At 39.0% G+C, this 17,132-nt stretch carries 19 protein-coding genes; 18 read left to right on the top strand and 1 reads right to left on the bottom strand.

Annotated elements, in window-relative coordinates; translation table 11 throughout:
• Positions 1-91: 91 nt before the first annotated feature.
• The 12 genes from paaA to paaX all read left to right on the top strand — a co-directional run bounded on the left by paaA (position 92) and on the right by paaX (position 10,157).
• Positions 92-1,051 (top strand): 1,2-phenylacetyl-CoA epoxidase subunit PaaA, encoded by a 960-nt coding sequence (gene paaA, locus E2636_RS08275; RefSeq protein ID WP_134209777.1) that lies wholly within the window; start codon positions 92-94, stop codon positions 1,049-1,051.
• A gap of 19 nt (positions 1,052-1,070) precedes the next feature.
• Positions 1,071-1,415 carry a 1,2-phenylacetyl-CoA epoxidase subunit PaaB gene (gene paaB / locus E2636_RS08270; protein ID WP_017378714.1) on the top strand — a complete coding sequence of 115 codons (345 nt, stop codon included), beginning with the start codon at positions 1,071-1,073 and terminating at the stop codon, positions 1,413-1,415.
• Positions 1,412-2,224, top strand: a complete 813-nt coding sequence (gene paaC, locus E2636_RS08265) for a 1,2-phenylacetyl-CoA epoxidase subunit PaaC (RefSeq protein WP_134209776.1) — start codon at positions 1,412-1,414, stop codon at positions 2,222-2,224. The genes paaB and paaC overlap by 4 nt, the downstream gene beginning before the upstream one ends.
• 25 nt (positions 2,225-2,249) lie before the next feature.
• The gene (gene paaD / locus E2636_RS08260) at positions 2,250-2,750 is read left to right on the top strand and encodes a 1,2-phenylacetyl-CoA epoxidase subunit PaaD (protein WP_017378716.1); all 501 of its coding nucleotides are present in this window, start codon (positions 2,250-2,252) and stop codon (positions 2,748-2,750) included.
• 18 nt (positions 2,751-2,768) lie between these two features.
• Positions 2,769-3,071, top strand: coding sequence for an EthD family reductase (locus E2636_RS08255; RefSeq protein ID WP_017378717.1), 303 nt, complete (start codon positions 2,769-2,771; stop codon positions 3,069-3,071).
• Positions 3,071-3,847 (top strand): enoyl-CoA hydratase/isomerase family protein, encoded by a 777-nt coding sequence (locus tag E2636_RS08250; RefSeq protein WP_134209775.1) that lies wholly within the window; start codon positions 3,071-3,073, stop codon positions 3,845-3,847. The genes E2636_RS08255 and E2636_RS08250 overlap by 1 nt, the downstream gene beginning before the upstream one ends.
• A gap of 12 nt (positions 3,848-3,859) precedes the next feature.
• On the top strand, positions 3,860-4,633 hold the full coding sequence (locus E2636_RS08245) for an enoyl-CoA hydratase-related protein (protein ID WP_134209774.1): 774 nt from the start codon (positions 3,860-3,862) through the stop codon (positions 4,631-4,633).
• Positions 4,634-4,647: 14 nt separating this feature from the next.
• Positions 4,648-6,165, top strand: a complete 1,518-nt coding sequence (locus tag E2636_RS08240) for an aldehyde dehydrogenase family protein (RefSeq protein WP_134209773.1) — start codon at positions 4,648-4,650, stop codon at positions 6,163-6,165.
• Between the two features lie 78 nt (positions 6,166-6,243).
• Complete coding sequence (locus E2636_RS08235; protein WP_134209772.1) at positions 6,244-7,113, top strand: 3-hydroxyacyl-CoA dehydrogenase; 870 nt, start codon at positions 6,244-6,246, stop codon at positions 7,111-7,113.
• A complete protein-coding gene (locus tag E2636_RS08230) occupies positions 7,110-8,315 on the top strand; it encodes an acetyl-CoA C-acyltransferase (protein ID WP_134209771.1) in 1,206 nt (401 codons plus the stop codon). Before E2636_RS08235 ends, E2636_RS08230 begins: the two co-directional genes overlap by 4 nt.
• A 96-nt stretch (positions 8,316-8,411) precedes the next feature.
• Entirely contained in the window at positions 8,412-9,188 is a 777-nt protein-coding gene (locus E2636_RS08225) for an enoyl-CoA hydratase-related protein (RefSeq protein ID WP_134209770.1), read from the top strand.
• 90 nt (positions 9,189-9,278) lie between these two features.
• Positions 9,279-10,157, top strand: a complete 879-nt coding sequence (gene paaX, locus E2636_RS08220) for a phenylacetic acid degradation operon negative regulatory protein PaaX (protein WP_134209769.1) — start codon at positions 9,279-9,281, stop codon at positions 10,155-10,157.
• Between the two features lie 66 nt (positions 10,158-10,223).
• Here paaX and E2636_RS08215 read toward each other — a convergent pair whose 3' ends face one another.
• Positions 10,224-10,766: a gamma carbonic anhydrase family protein gene (locus tag E2636_RS08215; RefSeq protein ID WP_407670287.1), complete on the bottom strand. Its 543-nt coding sequence runs from the start codon at positions 10,764-10,766 to the stop codon at positions 10,224-10,226.
• Positions 10,767-10,835: 69 nt separating this feature from the next.
• Between E2636_RS08215 and E2636_RS08210 the strand changes: the two genes are divergently transcribed.
• From E2636_RS08210 to E2636_RS08185, 6 genes are all read left to right on the top strand, one after another.
• Entirely contained in the window at positions 10,836-11,810 is a 975-nt protein-coding gene (locus tag E2636_RS08210) for an NAD(P)H-dependent flavin oxidoreductase (RefSeq protein ID WP_134209767.1), read from the top strand.
• Between the two features lie 411 nt (positions 11,811-12,221).
• Positions 12,222-12,632: a thioesterase family protein gene (locus E2636_RS08205; protein ID WP_134209766.1), complete on the top strand. Its 411-nt coding sequence runs from the start codon at positions 12,222-12,224 to the stop codon at positions 12,630-12,632.
• 24 nt (positions 12,633-12,656) lie between these two features.
• Entirely contained in the window at positions 12,657-13,799 is a 1,143-nt protein-coding gene (locus tag E2636_RS08200) for a Leu/Phe/Val dehydrogenase (RefSeq protein WP_134209765.1), read from the top strand.
• A 21-nt stretch (positions 13,800-13,820) separates the two neighbouring features.
• Positions 13,821-14,882 carry a pyruvate dehydrogenase (acetyl-transferring) E1 component subunit alpha gene (gene pdhA, locus E2636_RS08195; protein WP_134209764.1) on the top strand — a complete coding sequence of 354 codons (1,062 nt, stop codon included), beginning with the start codon at positions 13,821-13,823 and terminating at the stop codon, positions 14,880-14,882.
• Positions 14,879-15,898 carry an alpha-ketoacid dehydrogenase subunit beta gene (locus E2636_RS08190; protein WP_134209763.1) on the top strand — a complete coding sequence of 340 codons (1,020 nt, stop codon included), beginning with the start codon at positions 14,879-14,881 and terminating at the stop codon, positions 15,896-15,898. The genes pdhA and E2636_RS08190 overlap by 4 nt, the downstream gene beginning before the upstream one ends.
• 12 nt (positions 15,899-15,910) lie before the next feature.
• Positions 15,911-17,131, top strand: a complete 1,221-nt coding sequence (locus E2636_RS08185) for a dihydrolipoamide acetyltransferase family protein (protein ID WP_134209762.1) — start codon at positions 15,911-15,913, stop codon at positions 17,129-17,131.
• The last annotated feature ends 1 nt before the right edge of the window (position 17,132 follow it).

Genomic DNA, 17,132 nt, shown 5'->3' with positions numbered 1-17,132 from the left:
GACTTTATATATAACTATATTATACAACTCCGTTAAAATGTCGTTATATACACTGGCAGGATTACATACCTTAAATAAAGGAGGATCTTAAATGACGAGTTTACTCAATACGGCAGAAGAACAGGTAGAACAGTTAGCACACTTTATGCAGCGAATTGAAGCTGAAGATAAAATTGAAGCAGATGATTGGATGCCTGAAGAGTATAGACAGACATTGATTAAATTAATTTCCATGCATGGCATGAGCGAAATAATGGGGGCATTACCTGAGAAAGAATGGGTACCCAAAGCACCTACTCTTAATAGAAAGTTAGGCATAATGGCGAAGGTTCAGGATGAAATGGGGCATGGTCAACTACTTCTTCGAGTAACAGAAGATTTACTATTGCCATATGGAAAAAATCGCGGAGATTTAATGCAGGACTTATTCAACGGAGACTTAAAGTTTCATAATGTTTTCCACATGGAAACAAAAACATGGGCAGATGCAGGAGTTATAGGCTGGCTGGTTGATGGAGCGGCTATCATTACACAAACAAATATGCTTAAAGCTTCATACGGACCATACGCTAGAGCACTGCAGCGTATTTGTGCAGAAGAAGTATTTCATGCTCAACACGGTGAATCAATTATCATGGCGTTAGCAGAAGGAACCGATGAGCAAAGAGCAATGGTTCAGGAATCTTTAAATCGTTGGTGGGAAGCTTTGCTTATGTTCTTTGGACCTGCCAGCAAAGAAACAACAGGTTCATCTAAACAAGACTTGACGATTAAATATAAGATCCGTACAAAAACTAATGAAGAATTTAGACAACTATTTTTTGACAAATACATTCCAAGAATATTATCACTCGGGTTAACGATTCCTGACCCAACTCTCAACTATGATGCAGAAAGCAATTTGTGGTCGTACAAACAGCCAGATTGGAATGAATTTAAGAAAATCATTAAAAACCAAGGACCACGTTCACAAGAACGTCTGAATCTGCGCCGTCATTCTTATGAATATAATTCATGGGTACGGGATGCACTAAGCGCAACAGTCAGATAGAGAAAGGAGTCAGAGAATAATGGCTGAAGAGAATTTTTATCAAGAATTTGAAATTTTTAGCAAGCGTACGTCGAGCTCGGCATTCCAGTACCAATTCAGTTTACTTGCTCCAAATGAAGATATGGCATTCGTTTTGGCGCAGGAAAATTTCATGCGTCGTGAACCGGTTGCTGACATTTGGATTGTAAATAGAAAGCACATCAGAAAAATGAGTAGTGAAGAGAAAATGACCCTCGGTAGGCTTGAAAATAAAGATTACCGCACGACCAAAGGATATGGCTACTTAAAGAAAAAGTGGCGCAAGTATGAACAAGGAATGCTGGATGAAAAAGAGATACTGTCATGGGGAGGGGAAAGAAAATGAATAGTCATGATAAGTTAATGAGCTCCGAATATATAGAAGCGACTAAAGACTTGTTATTGCAATTGGCGGATGATGACTTTATGTACTCCTACCGTGGATCTGAATGGCTAGGACTCGCTCCCCATATTGAGGCAGATATCGCTTCTTCTTCAATTAGTCAAGATAGCATGGGGCATGCAGCAATGTACTACAAGCTTCTTGAAGATTTAGGTGTGGGAGAAGCTAATGAACTTGCTCATTGTCGCGTGGCACACGAAAGAAAAAACAGCATATTGACTGAACGGGTTAATGGTGAAGGCTACTATATGGAAACACCCCAATATGACTGGGCATATGCAGTTGTAAGAAGTTATTTTTACACACAGGCGAAAAAAATAAAGATTGACTCTTTATGTGAAAGTTCATACAGACCAGTTGCAGAAGCGGCTGTAAAAGTGAGAATGGAACTTTATTATCACAGACTACACTGGGAAACATGGTTTAAACAATTAATGAGCTCAACGGAAGTAGCGAAAAAGAAAATGCATGATGCTATCACCCTCGTAATGGATGATTTTGGAGATGTATTTTCCTATGGCAACCAAAAGCAAGTGATTGAGACTAATAGACTAATAGGTACCGAGGAAGAATTAAAGGGAAATTGGAAAGCAAGTATTGCCCCAGTGTTTCTTGCTCTTCAAATGGAAGTCCCAGTAATTCCAGATAACCCCATTAAAAATGGGCGGAACGGAGAACATACTAAAGACTTGGATGAAGCACTTATCACACTTTCCGAAGTTTACAATCTTGATCCAGTTGCAGTCTGGTAATCAGTATATGGAAAGGAGTATCGTAATGACTAAACTTGTCGAAGTTTCTACGGAGCTCGTATATCAAGTATTAATGAATGTAAAAGATCCTGAAATTGACTCTGTCAGCATTATTGACCTAGGAATGGTGGAAGAAGTCACCACACAAGGAAATAACGTAAAAGTAGTTTTACTTCCGACTTTCTTAGGATGCCCAGCACTTGAGATTATTAAATTAAATACAATGAATGCTCTCAAAAAATTGCCGGAAGTGGGCAATGTTGAAGTAGATTTCGTCTTCCACCCTCCATGGACGTCAGACCGTATTACAGAAAAAGGACATGTGAATTTGCGGAAGTTTGGAATTGCTCCACCACCTCGTCATTTTGAAGAAGACGGTTCTTGGCACGTGGATTGCGCATATTGTGGATCTACATATGTGACAATGGATAATATTTTCGGACCTACTGCATGCAGAAGTATTTTGTATTGTAAGAGTTGTAAAAACGTATTTGAAGCAATGAAACCTGTTTCTACACTAATGTAAAGTGAGGAGAATAGTAAAATGGCTAAATTAATCGCATTATATAAACACCCTGAAAACAAAGAGGAATTTGATAATCACTATTTTAATGTACATGGACCCCTAACAGCGAAAATTCCTGGACTTCGTGAAATGAAAGTGACTAAAGTTACAGGATCTCCAATGGGTGGAGAAGGGAAATATTACCTTACATGTGAGATGACTTACGATAACTTGGAGGCATTGCAGCAAGGTTTACGCTCAGCTGAAGGGAAAGCTTCTGGCAAGGATTTGATGGGATTTGCAGGGAATCTAGTCACATTAATGATTGGTGAAGATGCTTAATGAGCAATTTTGATTTCATTGAAACCTACTTAAGGGGAAGCACTGCTGTAATTGAACTGAATCGTCCCCGTCAATTAAATTCTTTGAATACGAAAATGATAAGTGAAATAGTTGTAGCAATGGAAGCATTTGATCGTAACGAAACTATCCGTATCATCGTACTGACTGGAAAAGGTCGAGCCTTTTCAGCGGGAGCAGACATCGATGAAATGACTGAAGCTAATCCAATCAGTCTGGAGTTATTGAATCAATTTGCCGAATGGGATCGTTTAGCACTTATTAAAAAGCCAATTATTGGCGCGGTCCATGGGTTTGTTTTCGGTGGTGGATTCGAGCTTGCTCTTTGCTGTGATGTACTAATATCAGCAAGTAATACCGAATTTGCATTTCCAGAAGTAGGTCTTGGCGTAATGCCTGGTGCAGGTGGAACGCAGCGATTAACTAAACTTGTTGGGCGCACAAAAGCATTAGAATGGCTTTGGACTGGAGAACGTATTTCTGTGGAAGTAGCTCTAAAACATGGAATCATTAATAAAATAGTAGCACCAGAACTTTTAATGGAAGAAACGATGAAGTTTGCAGGCAGACTCTCTAAACAACCACCACTGTCCATGCGTCTGATAAAAGACTCGGTGAATAAAGCAGTGGACTCTTCTTTATATGAAGGAATGCAATATGAACGAAAAAACTTCTACCTGTTGTTCGCAACTCAAGATCAAAAAGAAGGTATGAATGCTTTTATTGAAAAAAGAATACCAGATTATCAAGGGAAGTAAGGAGGTTCTTGAATGTTTGAGACAATTCGCTATGATGTCAAAGATGGAATTGCATGGCTTTATTTAAATAGACCTACCAAACTGAATGCATTTATTGCACAAATGAACCGTGAAGTTAAAGATGCGATCAAAGCAGCCTCGAGTGATGACCAAGTTCGCTGCGTTGTTATTTCAGGTGAAGGACGGGCATTTTGTTCAGGTCAGGATTTATCAGAAGTCGATGAGAATATGGATCATGGCCAAGTGTTAAGAGATCATTACGGTCCAATGATTATGCAAATTAGAAAATGTGAAAAACCGATTATCGGAGCAATTAACGGTGTTGCAGCTGGCGCGGGGTTCAGCCTTGCACTTGCTTGTGATTTCAGGCTTGTTTCGGAACGTGCTAGTTTTTTAAACGCTTTCGTACATGTTGGTCTCATACCTGATTCTGGAAATCTCTATTATTTAACACAGTTAGTCGGGCAGGCTAAAGCTGCAGAATTATCTATTTTGGGAGAAAAAGTATCTGCGGCTGATGCAGTAGATATGGGTCTGGCAAATCGACTTATTTCAGTGGAAACATGGGAAGAAGATGTTCATGCATTTGCAACACGCCTTGCTGCATTACCAACAAAAGCAATTGGGTTAATTAAACGTTCATTGAAAGCGGTTACAGAACTTTCTTTTGAAGATTACCTTGAGCAAGAAGCACAAGGTCAGCGAATAGCAGGCTTAACAAACGATCATCGCGAAGGCATCAATGCATTTATGGGAAAAAGAAAACCTGTTTATTCAGGTCAATAGGGGGAGTAATGAATATGACAGTAACTAGAGAAAATAAAATTGAGCAAGAATCGACGAAACGTGAATTTTATCATTTAATTATTAATGGAGAAAAAGTGAAAAGTAGTACAGGTGAAACAATTAAAACATATAATCCAGCAACTGGTGAACTGATCGCTGAAGTCGCAAAAGCATCAAAAGAAGATGCAAATAATGCAGTAGCAGCGGCTCGTGATGCGTTTGATAACGGTAAATGGAAGAAGTACCCGATTGGCCGACGTGCACAAGTATTGAATAAAATTTCCGCTATTATGCGTACTCGCTTCAACGAAATCGTTGAATTGGAAATACTAGATACTGGTAAATCTCTTCATGCAGCACAAGGTCAAGTCACACAAGCTATTGAAGATTTCGAGTTTTATGCAGGCGCCATCGTTGGGCATCGTGGAACAGTAAACAACGTACCTGGTCAATTTCACAACTACACTGAAAAAGAGCCCGTAGGCGTTTGCGCCCAAATCATTCCGTGGAACTATCCGCTCATGATGGCTGCTTGGAAAGTGGCACCTGCTATTGCGGTAGGATGTTCTGTTATTGTTAAACCGGCATCTCTCACTCCTTTAACGGCTATTATCCTGGGAGAAATTTGTCTTGAAGCAGGTGTACCTGCAGGTGTAGTAAACGTTATTCCTGGCTCTGGTGCTGATGTAGGAAACTTTTTAGTTGAGCATCCAAAAGTAGATAAAGTGGCATTTACAGGTTCAACTCCTATCGGGAAAGACATCATGGGCAAAGCTTCTCAAACGTTAAAACGAGTCACACTTGAACTTGGCGGTAAATCACCGAGTCTCGTATTTGAAGATGCGGATATCGATGCTGCAGTTGATGGCTCTTTATTTGGAATTTTCTACAACTCAGGTCAATCATGTGAAGCTCGTTCACGGTTATACGTCCATGAAGATATTTACGATGAATTCATGAGCAAGTTTGTAGAAAAAACAAAAAAATTACAGTTAGGCAACCCATTTGATAAAACAACACATATGGGTGCAATTATCGATCAAGGGCAACTCGATACAATTGACGGTTATGTTCAATCCGCTAAGAAAGAAGGAGCAGAAATCCTTGCAGGCGGTAATGTTGCAAAACCTGAAGGCTACGAAAATGGATACTGGTACGAGCCGACAATCATCTCAAACGTTAATCATGACATGTCAATTGTTAAAGAAGAGATTTTCGGACCAGTAGTCGTTGTTATGAAGTTTAAAGATGAAAAAGAAGCAATTCGATTAGCAAACGATACAGAATTTGGCTTAGGTTCAGCTGTTTGGTCAAAAGACGGGGCACGTGCGACACGTGTTGCAAATCAGATACAAGCAGGAATCGTCATGATAAACTGCCCATTTTCTGCATTTCCTGGAACGCCATTCGGTGGCTATAAGCAATCTGGATTCGGACGCGAGTTGTGTATTGAAACACTTGATCTCTACTCAGAAACGAAAAGCATACTATCATACTACGGTAGCCGTCCTCTGAATCCCTTTGGACTGTAATAAATAAATGAAGTTACGGACAGGGTTTTTTAAAACCTCTGTCCGTATTCTTTCATTATAATAAGGAGGAGTGAAATAATGATTAAACATATCGTTGTCGTCGGTTCAGGAGTGATGGGCAGGGGAATAGCATATGTCGGCGCAGTTGGTGGGTACACTATGACAGTTGTTGACATTAATGAATCTGCATTGCAAAATGCAAAGCAAGAAATTGATAATATTTTCGAAAAGGGTCTTGCGCGTGGAAAGATTTCAGTAGATCAAGTCAACCAAGCTCGCCAGAATTTAAGTTATGAAAGCGACTTACCCAAAGCAGCTGGGTACGCAGATTTAATTATTGAAGCTGTCCCTGAAAAAATGGCTATAAAAAAGCAAGTGATGGAAACAATTGAAGAACATGCATCTTCTGAATGTTATTTTGCAACAAATACATCAACGATGAGCCCGACTGAAATCGCTTCTTTTGGTAAACGACCAGATAAAACAATTGCAATGCATTTTTTTAATCCTGTACATAAAATGCCTCTTGTAGAAATTGTAAGGGGCTTGGAAACGAGCGATGAGACAGCCCAAAGAATTAGAGAAGTAGCTGAGAAAATGGGCAAAGAAACCGTCGTTATTAATGAATTTCCAGGATTCGTCACAAGCCGAATAAGTGCGCTTGTTGGTAACGAAGCCTTTTACATGCTCCAAGAAGGCCTAGGAACGCCAGAAGAAATAGATAAAGCAATTAAGTTAGGTTTAAATTATCCAATGGGACCATTCGAACTTGTGGATCTCGTCGGACTCGACACACGTTTAAGTAACTTGAAATACTTACATGAAAAACTTGGAGAAAAATATCGTCCTGCGCCACTTCTAGAACAATATGTAAAAGCTGGACGCCTAGGACGAAAAAGCGGCAAAGGTGTATATGACTATACAATAGAAGAGTTGGTTACGAAATGATAGAGGTCGTTATAGTAGATGCTGTTCGTACACCAATCGGAAGATATAATGGCGCGTTAAAAGATGTACGTCCCGATGACCTTGGAGCTGTCGTTATTAAGGCTCTTGTCGAACGGAATCCAAACCTTCTGACAAGTGAAATTGAAGAAGTTATATTTGGAAATGCAAATCAAGCAGGAGAAGATAATCGCAATGTTGCGCGAATGTCAGCATTGCTCGCTGGTCTTCCTGTCGAAGTGGCAGGGACCACTATTAATCGTCTTTGCGGTTCAGGACTCGACGCCGTAATGTATGCAGCAAGAGCTATCGCAGTAGGCGATGGCGATATTTACATTGCTGGAGGAACAGAAAGTATGACGCGTGCGCCGCTCGTTATGGCTAAGCCTGATAAAGCCTTTGGACGAGGCAATATGGACCTACAAGATACAACAATCGGCTGGCGATTTACCAATAATAAGCTAAAAGAGATGTATGGCACAGATTCTATGCCACAAACAGCTGAAACGGTTGCGCAGCGTTATAATATAACTAGAGAAAATCAAGATTTATTTGCTTATAAAAGTCAACAACTAGCAAAAAAAGCGATGGATGAAAATCGATTCGCTGAAGAAATCGTCCCGGTGGTCTATATAGACCGGAAAGGTAACAAAATTACTGTAGATCAAGATGAACATCCTCGTCCTGATACAACGCTTGAGAAACTTGCTAAGCTGAAACCAATATTTGATGGTGGCACCGTTACAGCAGGTAACGCTTCTGGCGTGAATGATGGTGCGTCTGCTTTACTCCTTATGAGTGCCCAAAAAGCAAAAGAATTGAATTTCAAACCACTAGCTCGATACGTCGCTGGAGCAACAGCTGGACTCGAACCAGATGTAATGGGTCTTGGTCCAATTTTCGCTTCTAGAAAAGTACTGGAACGTGCAGGACTCACGACAAATGACCTTGGTCTTGTGGAATTGAATGAAGCCTTTGCTTCACAATCACTTGAATGTATACAACAGTTAGAATTAGACGACAAAATCGTAAATGTAAACGGTGGAGCAATTGCGTTTGGACATCCTCTTGGTGCTAGTGGCGCACGTATTTTAACGACACTTCTATATGAAATGAAAAAACAAAATGTTAAATACGGTCTAGCAACGATGTGTATCGGAGTTGGTCAGGGAATTGCTGCAATTATTGAGAATGTAAACGAATAATCATTATATAAAGGCTGTCCCTCAAGCCCAGACATTTTTAAGTAGATCTGTGGCAGGAGTAGGACAGTTTTTCCATTCGAAAAGGAGACTAAATATATGACAACTATTTTATATAGAAAGCAAAACAACATTGCCTATGTGACCATTAACCGAGAAGAATCATTAAATTGCTTTAATTACCAAACACTTCATGAGCTTAAGGAAGTGACTGACTCGATTTCTCTTGATTCAGAAGTTAAAGTGGTCATTTTTACTGGAGCAGGAGATAAATCATTTAGTGCTGGAGCTGATTTGAAAGAGCGGAAAACTTTAAATGAAACTGAAGTTCGAAGAAATGTGAAAGAAATCAGAGACGTATTCAACGGCATTGCAAGTCTCCCTCAACCAACAATAGCCGCAGTCAACGGCTATGCGTTAGGTGGCGGCTTTGAATTGATGATTGCTTGTGATTTCTCAATAGCAGCAGAAGGAGTGAAAATGGGTCTGACTGAAACAAGTTGGGCAATCATTCCGGGAGCTGGGGGAACGCAGCGTCTCCCTAGACTTGTTGGAGAGATGAAGGCGAAAGAGCTAATTTTCACCGCAAGAAGGTTCACAGCAGAAGAAGGTTTGGATCTTGGAGTCGTTTTGAAAGTAGTGAAGAAAGAAAATCTTCTTGTTACCTGTGAACAGCTTGCATTCAATATCATGAAAAATGGACCAGTTGCAATTACGCAAGCAAAGTATGCGATTACGCAAGGCATGAACACCGACCTGCACACTGGACTTGCAATTGAATCGAAAGCTTACGAATTAACTATCCCAACCGAAGATCGAATGGAAGCGCTTCATGCATTCAGTGAAAAAAGAGATCCGATTTTTACAGGTAATTAATTTTCATTTTAGCAATATAACTATATAATGAGGGAAGGGATGTATCATGATACATCGTTAATCAGTGTAAAGAAGAAAGAGTGAGAATACATGGCGAATACACAATCAATGATTTTTACAATATATGGCGACTATATTCGTCATTATGGAAACAAGATTTGGATTGGGAGTTTAATTCATTTATTGAAAGAGTTTGGTCATAATGAACAATCTGTTCGTGTAGCTGTTTCTAGAATGATGAAGCAAGGATGGCTTGATTCCGAGAAAAAGGGGAATAAAAGCTATTATTTCATGACCCCTCGTGGAGAAACTCGAATTGAAGAAGCGGCAATCCGTATTTTCAAATTGATGCCAAACGATTGGGATGGTAAGTGGCGTATTCTTATGTATACAATTCCCGAAGAAAAAAGGCAGATTCGCGATGAACTTCGTAAAGAACTTTTATGGAGTGGTTTCGGTAGCTTTTCAAATGGTTGCTGGATTTCACCTAATAATCTTGAAAAGGAAGTTAACCTTCTTATCGAGAAGTACGGTATTCAATCATATGTAGATTTCTTCGTATCTGAATATAAAGGACCACAAGCGGACAGAGCACTCGTTGAAAAGAGTTGGCCACTTCAAGAAATTGCTGAAAGATATCAAGAATTCATATCGACGTATAGCAATCAATTCATTGTCCATCATAGTATGATGAATAAAGGACAAATGACGAATGCAGAGTGTTTCGTAGAAAGAACAAACCTCGTTCATGAATACCGGAAGTTCCTATTTTCTGATCCAGGGCTACCTAAAGAATTGCTACCGGAAATATGGAACGGTAATCATGCTGCTCTTTTGTTCGAGTCATATTATAAGTTGCTAGCGCAATCGGCTAGTCAGTTTTTCGAAATGGTTTTCCAAGAAGATAATGACCTGAGAAGGAAAGACAAGTCGTATGATGCAGATAATCATCCCTTTATAATTGAGTGAATTTTTTTAAAATAATCGATTTCTTTATATTAAAAACTGGGTGCCTATTGGCAACCCAGTTTTTAATTAGTCGTTTACTTTATTCGAAAATATTTCCCTATAATCGTATCCTTTTTGAACATATGTATCAATGGATAGTTGAATCATTTCAAGATCTTTGTCATTCAATTCCCTTACAACTTTTCCCGGTGACCCAACAACTAGTGACCTGGGTGGAATTTTCTTACCTGGGGGAATTAACGTGTTGGCACCGATAATGCATTCTTCACCTATTTCCGCATGATCAAGAATAGTTGAACCCATACCGATAATCGAGCGTTTTCCGACTTTACAGCCATGTAGAATGACATTATGTCCAACTGTAACTTCATCTTCTACTACAACAGGAGCATCTTCATATAAGTGAATAGTTGAATTGTCCTGGATGCTACATCTTTTTCCAATAGAGATTAGTCCTTCATCTCCTCGTAATACCGTATTAAACCAAATAGTTGATTCTGCCCCTACTTGAACTTCCCCGATAATTTTAGATCCCGGAGCTAAGAAAACTGTAGGATCCACCACAGGTGTTTTCCCTTTATAATTAATTATCAAAAATTTTACCTCCATTTTTTAAATTATTGCAATTGTTTTATTACTGCATTTACTATAACATATTTAAGTAGAGGTGGATAATAGATGAAATACGTTTGTGAAATGCTCGGAATTAACTATCCAATTATTCAAGGTGGTATGGGAAACATTAGTAATGCCCAGTTGACTATTGCTGTATCAGAGGCTGGAGGGCTCGGAACAATTGGATGTGGAACGATGACTCCAATTGAAGTGGAAAATATTATTCTTGAAACAAAAAAACAAACGAATAAGAATTTTGCGGTTAATATAGCAATTAGTGTTTCTTCCTATACTAACGAGCTGATTAATCTGGTTATCAAACATAACGTTCCAATTATTTCCCTTTCAGCAGGGAATCCAGTGCCTTATATTGCAAAACTACATGAACATGGTATCACCGTCATTGCACTCGTTGCTTCAGTCAAACATGCACTAAAAGCGCAAGAGGCGGGGGCGGATATTCTCGTTGCCGAAGGTTTTGAAGCAGCTGGCATCAACTCTAGCCTTGAACTTACGACATTTACGCTAGTTCCACAAATAGTAAATAGCGTTAAAATACCGGTAGTTGCAGCAGGCGGAATTGGTGACGGCAAAGGACTCGCAGCTGCTCTTATGCTCGGAGCAAGCGGTGTGCAAATAGGCACTCGTTTAATTGCAACGAAGGAAGCGCCATTTCACGATGTTTACAAGCAAAATCTGGTGGATGCTAGTGATACAGAAACAATAATTGTAGGGCGAACCGTTGGAAGACTGAGAAGGCTTTTAAAGACAACTTATTCAAAAAAACTTATTGAATTAGAAAAGTCAGGAATAACACTAGAGCAGTTTGGTGAAATGACATCTGAAAAACAACACATCAAGGGTGCAATCGAAGGCGATATGGATAATGGGTTTATTAATAGTGGTCAAATAGCAGGGTTGATTCATCATATTCCCAGTGTAAAAGAGTTACTTGATAGCATGATGGACGAAGCAAATAAACAAATTAACCAAGCAGGAAATGAATTAGATACTCTTATTAAAAAAGCTGTTAAATAATAAAGAAGGGTCTTACCTAGGTTCGGTGAACTAAGGGAGGACCCTTTATTATTTTCTTATATTTGATCAAATAAAGATTCTTCTGAATATTTTGTTGACTATGATATTACGGTTTGTTAATATTACGTTTGAATAGTGTTATGCGAAAAGGGAATATCATATATTAAATGGAAGCGCTTTCATTAAGTGTGTGACGCAATGAAATAGAAGTGCAAGGGACTTTAAAGCTAGAATTTTAAAAAGGTCATCAATAGAAAGAAAAATAATCTTTTTCCCTTTCTCAAATAATTTTTCGATTTTATTTGTATTGATGTTAAAAGGATTGCTATTGGCATAGATGAGGTCTTTTTAAAATATATTTAGGTTAAAAGTATACGATGAAGCATCTACATATTAAATTGAGGTGAAACGATGAAACCGGGAATGGAAGTAGGTAGAAAAGAATCAATCGAAATCATTGTGACAGAGGATATGTATGCTGCGTTTGAAGGAAAAGTTGTCCATCCTGTCTATTCAACCGTAGCGATGACGTATCACATGGAGTGGGTTTCTCGTAAAATTATTCTACCATTTTTGGAGAGTCATGAAGAAGGTATGGGTGCCTCAGTACAACTTAAACATGTAGCTGCATCTCCACTTGGTTCCACCGTTACATTAACAGCAACTTTAGTTGAACTTCGTGACAATATCGTCTTGACAAAAATACTGGCGGAAAATCAGTTAGGAGTAATCGGAAAAGGTGAAGTGAAGCAAGTAATATTACCTAAAGAAAAGATTACGGAGAAATTGAAACAAGCTACTTTCTTAATAAAAAATAAATAAGCTACATTCAGGGGGGCATTTTAAATGAAAATAACAGAAAAATTGTCAATCACAAGAGATTTTGAACTTTTCGACAAAATGAGTGAACATGAGCAAGTAGTTTTTTGTAATGATCCTTCAACAGGTTTGCGTGCAATTATAGCCATTCATAATACGACTCTTGGACCAGCACTGGGAGGATGTCGTATGCAACCATACACTAGTGTTGATGAAGCATTGGAAGATGTTTTACGACTATCAAAGGGAATGACTTATAAGTGTGCTGCTGCTGATGTTGATTTTGGTGGAGGAAAAGCAGTTATTATTGGGGATCCCACAACAGACAAAACACCTGAATTATTCCGTGCATTCGGTCAATTTGTAAATTCATTAGGAGGCAGATTTTTTACCGGAACTGATATGGGAACGAATATGGATGATTTTATCCATGCCATGAAAGAGACAAACTTTGTGAACGGTTTACCGGAAGCATATGGAGGAGGCGGGGATTCATCAATACCAACAGCTGCTGGTGTTTTATACGGAATAAAAGCAACCAATCAAGTACTTTATGGAAAAGATGATTTGGGTGGACTTGTATACGCTGTACAAGGTCTTGGTAAGGTTGGATTTAAAATTGCAAGTAGCTTGCTTGAAGAAGGTGCTCACCTAATCGTATCTGATATTAATGAAGAGAGTCTTAAGGCGATTGAAGAAATAGCAACAAAAACTTTAGGAACAGTAAAAATAGTTGCAAAAGAAGATATTTATTCACAACAAGCGGATATGTTCGTACCTTGTGCCTTTGGTGGAATCATAAATGATAATACAATTGCTCAATTTCAAGTAAAAGCAATTGCAGGTTCTGCTAACAATCAGTTACTACATGAAAGCCATGGGAAAATGCTTCAAGAAAAAGGCATACTTTACGCACCAGATTATATTGTTAATTCCGGAGGGCTTATCCAGGTGGCCGATGAATTGTACGGCACTAATCATGAACGTGTTCTTGCTAAAACAAAACATATTTATGATGCCATATTGGAAGTATTCAAACAAGCTGAAATTAGTGGATTGTCGACAATGGAATCAGCAAATAAAATGTGTGAGAAGAAAATAGAGGTCAGAGGGAAACGGAATGGTTTCTACACAGCGTCAGTGAAACCTAAATGGTCATTTCGCAATTAATCATGATAGGAGGCAGTGAATATGGAACTTGACTATCCGATTAAAAAAATTATAGATGATAAAGGATTCATAATTGATTCAACCTATGAAAAACAAATTGATGAGAAATTGGTTAAAGAATTTTATTTCAATATGATGCGAATTCGTACATTTGACAGAAAAGCAATTAATTTGCAAAGACAAGGTCGTCTCGGAACTTATGCTCCTTTTGAGGGACAGGAAGCTTCACAAGTTGGCAGTGCGCTTGCTCTTGGACCGAATGACTGGATTTTCCCAACATACCGTGATCACGGAGCAACGTTGACGTACGGAGCCGATATGGTAAGGGCGCTTTTGTACTGGAATGGACGTGTAGAAGGTTGTGTCCCACCCGAAGGCAAAAATATATTCCCACCCGCGGTGCCTATAGCTACTCAACTACCTCATGCTACTGGTGCCGCATGGGCTGAAAAGAGAAAAGGAACAAAAAATGCAACCATTGCATACTTTGGGGACGGCGCAACATCAGAAGGTGACTTTCACGAAGGCTTGAATTTTGCGAGTGTGTTCAAAGTACCTGTCGTGTTTTTTAACCAGAACAATGGTTATGCCATTTCGCTTCCCATTGAAAAACAGATGAATTCAGCAACCATTGCACAAAAATCAGTTGCCTATGACATGCCAGGAATTCGAATTGACGGTAACGATTGTTTTATCGTGTATTTTGAAACGAAAAAAGCATTTGATTACGCTAGAAGTGGGAATGGACCAACTCTAATAGAAGCGGTCACCTGGAGGACGGGTGCACACACTACAGCAGATGATCCATCTAAGTATCGTCCAAACGAACAAGGAATGAATATTGTCGACCCGCTTTCACGGTTAGAAATGTTTATGAAAAATTATGGCTACTGGGATGAAAAATGGATAAAAGAAGTGAAGAAAAAAATAAATAATGAAATCGAAGCAGCTGTAGAAGGAATGGAACAGTTTCCCCCTCCCGTCGTGGACGATATTTTCGATCATGTATATGCAGTGATGCCGGCTCACCTTGCTGAACAAAAAGAATCCTATCTTACACATTTAAGGGGGAAAGCTAAATGACGACCCACTTGATAGAGTCGAATGAAAAAAACGAAACGACTAAACAGATGACGATGATTCAAGCAATTAATGATGGAATGAGAATTATGCTTGAAGAGGATAATCGAACCATCATACTTGGAGAAGACATTGGTAAAAACGGTGGAGTATTCCGTGCGACAGAAGGACTTCAGGAAAAGTTTGGTAATGATCGTGTAGTCGATACACCTCTTTCTGAAGCGGGCATTATTGGTACATCGATTGGATTAGCCGTAAACGGATTCAGACCGGTTGTAGAAATACAGTTTTTAGGTTTTATTTATCCTGCATACGAACAAATTATGACACATGTTTCACGAATTCGGACACGATCGATGTCTCATTTCACCGTACCGATGGTCATTCGTGCACCATATGGAGCTGGAATTCGCGCTCCTGAAATCCATTCGGATAGTACGGAAATATTATTCACACACATGCCTGGCATCAAAGTAGTCTGTCCTTCTAGTCCCTATGATGCGAAAGGATTATTAATTGCAGCAATGGAAGATCCCGATCCGGTACTTGTCTTAGAAACGATGAGAAATTACCGTTCAAAGAGAGAAGAAGTACCGGTCGGAAAATACACCGTAGAAATTGGTAAAGGGAAAATTGTACGTGAAGGTACGGATGTAACACTTATTGCATGGGGGGCTATGGTTACAATTGCGGAGAAAGCAGCCGAACAGGCAGTACAACAAGGAATTAGTTGTGAAATTATAGATCTTCGTACACTTTATCCAATTGATCGAGATATACTCTCTCAGTCTGTGCAAAAGACCACAAGAGCGGTCATCGTTCACGAGGCACATAATACTGGTGGACTTGGCAATGACATCATTTCTATCATAAACGATACATCTTTCCTATATTTACGTGCTCCGATTGAACGAGTGACAGGGTTTGATGTACCGGTACCATTCTTTTCATTAGAAGAACATTATCTTCCTACACCCGCCCGTGTACTAAAAGGAATTGAAAAAGTTGTTCATTTTTAAGGAGGAAATGCAATGCTTGAAGTAAAATTGCATGATATCGGTGAAGGAATGACCGAAGGAGAAATTGTTCAATACCTGGTAAAGGTTGGTGATCGAATAAAAACGGATCAACCACTTGTGGAGGTGCAAACAGACAAAATGATTGCAGAACTTTCTTCGCCTTGTTCGGGTGTAGTGACAAAAATTGTTATTAATCCTGGCGAAACTGTCCAAGTTGGAACAAGCCTTATTTACATCAAGGCAGATAACAACTCTGAAGCAAAACAACCAACTCAAACTGAAGAGAATCATAATCCTTACATTAAAGCTATCTTACCAAGTGAAAAAAGTGGGAAATCTTCCTTAAATACTTTTCACCGGGTACTCGCTACACCCTACACACGTAAAATTGCACGTGACAACAATATTAGTATTGATGATGTTCGTGCTTCAGATTTGTCAGGTAGAGTATCTGAAGAAGATGTATATCGTTTCCTAAAATCGGAGCAAGTGGAGAATGAACCAATTGCGGAAGTGCAGCAAATAACAATCAAGAAAGAAACTCCTGATGAAATTCCTTTCAGAGGCATTCGTAAGAAAATTGCTCAAAAAATGACCAAATCACTATTTACCATTCCACATGTTACGCATTTTGATGAAGTAAATATGTCGAATCTATTTAAAATACGTGAACAATTAAAAGCGTCAGGTGAATCAATAAGTGTTTCTGCATTTCTCATAAAAGCACTTGTTATTTCATTAAAAGATTTCCCGATTTTCAATGCTGAACTTGATGAAGAAAATGACCTCATCTTACTTAAAAAGAATTATCATATTGGTTTAGCAACTAATACTGACAATGGCCTACTTGTCCCGGTTATCCATGATTCGGACAAGAAATCAATCAGAGAAATTAATGAACAAGTCAAATGGTTGACAAAGAAAGCGAAAGCTGGGAAATTGAAGCCTTTCGAAATGCAACATAGTACATTTACTATGAGCAATGTTGGTCCACTAGGCAGTACCGGTGCGACACCAATTATCAACTATCCAGAAACAGCTATAATTGCTTTTCATAAGACAAAAAAACAACCGATTGTCAATGACCAAGATGAAATCGTTATCGGTCATATCATGACACTTTCCATGGCATTTGACCACAGAGTTGCAGACGGAGCTACAGCTGTTGCATTTACAAACCGTTTTGCCAGTCTGATTGAACACCCACACAAACTGATGATGGAGATGATTTAAT

The organism is Paenisporosarcina antarctica, from assembly GCF_004367585.1.
GTDB classification, from domain to species: domain Bacteria; phylum Bacillota; class Bacilli; order Bacillales_A; family Planococcaceae; genus Paenisporosarcina; species Paenisporosarcina antarctica.
This window is presented reverse-complemented; position numbering and strand designations above follow the sequence as displayed.

What these genes read in the sequence shown, in the direction of transcription:
- E2636_RS08240 (WP_134209773.1), top strand. Translation starts at nt 4,648, where the DNA reads ATGACAGTAACTAGAGAAAATAAAATTGAGCAAGAATCGACGAAACGT.
- E2636_RS08185 (WP_134209762.1), top strand. Translation starts at nt 15,911, where the DNA reads ATGCTTGAAGTAAAATTGCATGATATCGGTGAAGGAATGACCGAAGGA.
- paaD (WP_017378716.1), top strand. Translation starts at nt 2,250, where the DNA reads ATGACTAAACTTGTCGAAGTTTCTACGGAGCTCGTATATCAAGTATTA.
- E2636_RS08245 (WP_134209774.1), top strand. Translation starts at nt 3,860, where the DNA reads ATGTTTGAGACAATTCGCTATGATGTCAAAGATGGAATTGCATGGCTT.
- E2636_RS08205 (WP_134209766.1), top strand. Translation starts at nt 12,222, where the DNA reads ATGAAACCGGGAATGGAAGTAGGTAGAAAAGAATCAATCGAAATCATT.
- paaB (WP_017378714.1), top strand. Translation starts at nt 1,071, where the DNA reads ATGGCTGAAGAGAATTTTTATCAAGAATTTGAAATTTTTAGCAAGCGT.
- paaC (WP_134209776.1), top strand. Translation starts at nt 1,412, where the DNA reads ATGAATAGTCATGATAAGTTAATGAGCTCCGAATATATAGAAGCGACT.
- pdhA (WP_134209764.1), top strand. Translation starts at nt 13,821, where the DNA reads ATGGAACTTGACTATCCGATTAAAAAAATTATAGATGATAAAGGATTC.
- E2636_RS08255 (WP_017378717.1), top strand. Translation starts at nt 2,769, where the DNA reads ATGGCTAAATTAATCGCATTATATAAACACCCTGAAAACAAAGAGGAA.
- E2636_RS08225 (WP_134209770.1), top strand. Translation starts at nt 8,412, where the DNA reads ATGACAACTATTTTATATAGAAAGCAAAACAACATTGCCTATGTGACC.
- E2636_RS08235 (WP_134209772.1), top strand. Translation starts at nt 6,244, where the DNA reads ATGATTAAACATATCGTTGTCGTCGGTTCAGGAGTGATGGGCAGGGGA.
- paaA (WP_134209777.1), top strand. Translation starts at nt 92, where the DNA reads ATGACGAGTTTACTCAATACGGCAGAAGAACAGGTAGAACAGTTAGCA.
- E2636_RS08200 (WP_134209765.1), top strand. Translation starts at nt 12,657, where the DNA reads ATGAAAATAACAGAAAAATTGTCAATCACAAGAGATTTTGAACTTTTC.
- E2636_RS08230 (WP_134209771.1), top strand. Translation starts at nt 7,110, where the DNA reads ATGATAGAGGTCGTTATAGTAGATGCTGTTCGTACACCAATCGGAAGA.
- E2636_RS08190 (WP_134209763.1), top strand. Translation starts at nt 14,879, where the DNA reads ATGACGACCCACTTGATAGAGTCGAATGAAAAAAACGAAACGACTAAA.
- paaX (WP_134209769.1), top strand. Translation starts at nt 9,279, where the DNA reads ATGGCGAATACACAATCAATGATTTTTACAATATATGGCGACTATATT.
- E2636_RS08210 (WP_134209767.1), top strand. Translation starts at nt 10,836, where the DNA reads ATGAAATACGTTTGTGAAATGCTCGGAATTAACTATCCAATTATTCAA.
- E2636_RS08250 (WP_134209775.1), top strand. Translation starts at nt 3,071, where the DNA reads ATGAGCAATTTTGATTTCATTGAAACCTACTTAAGGGGAAGCACTGCT.
- E2636_RS08215 (WP_407670287.1), bottom strand. Translation starts at nt 10,766, where the DNA reads ATGGAGGTAAAATTTTTGATAATTAATTATAAAGGGAAAACACCTGTG.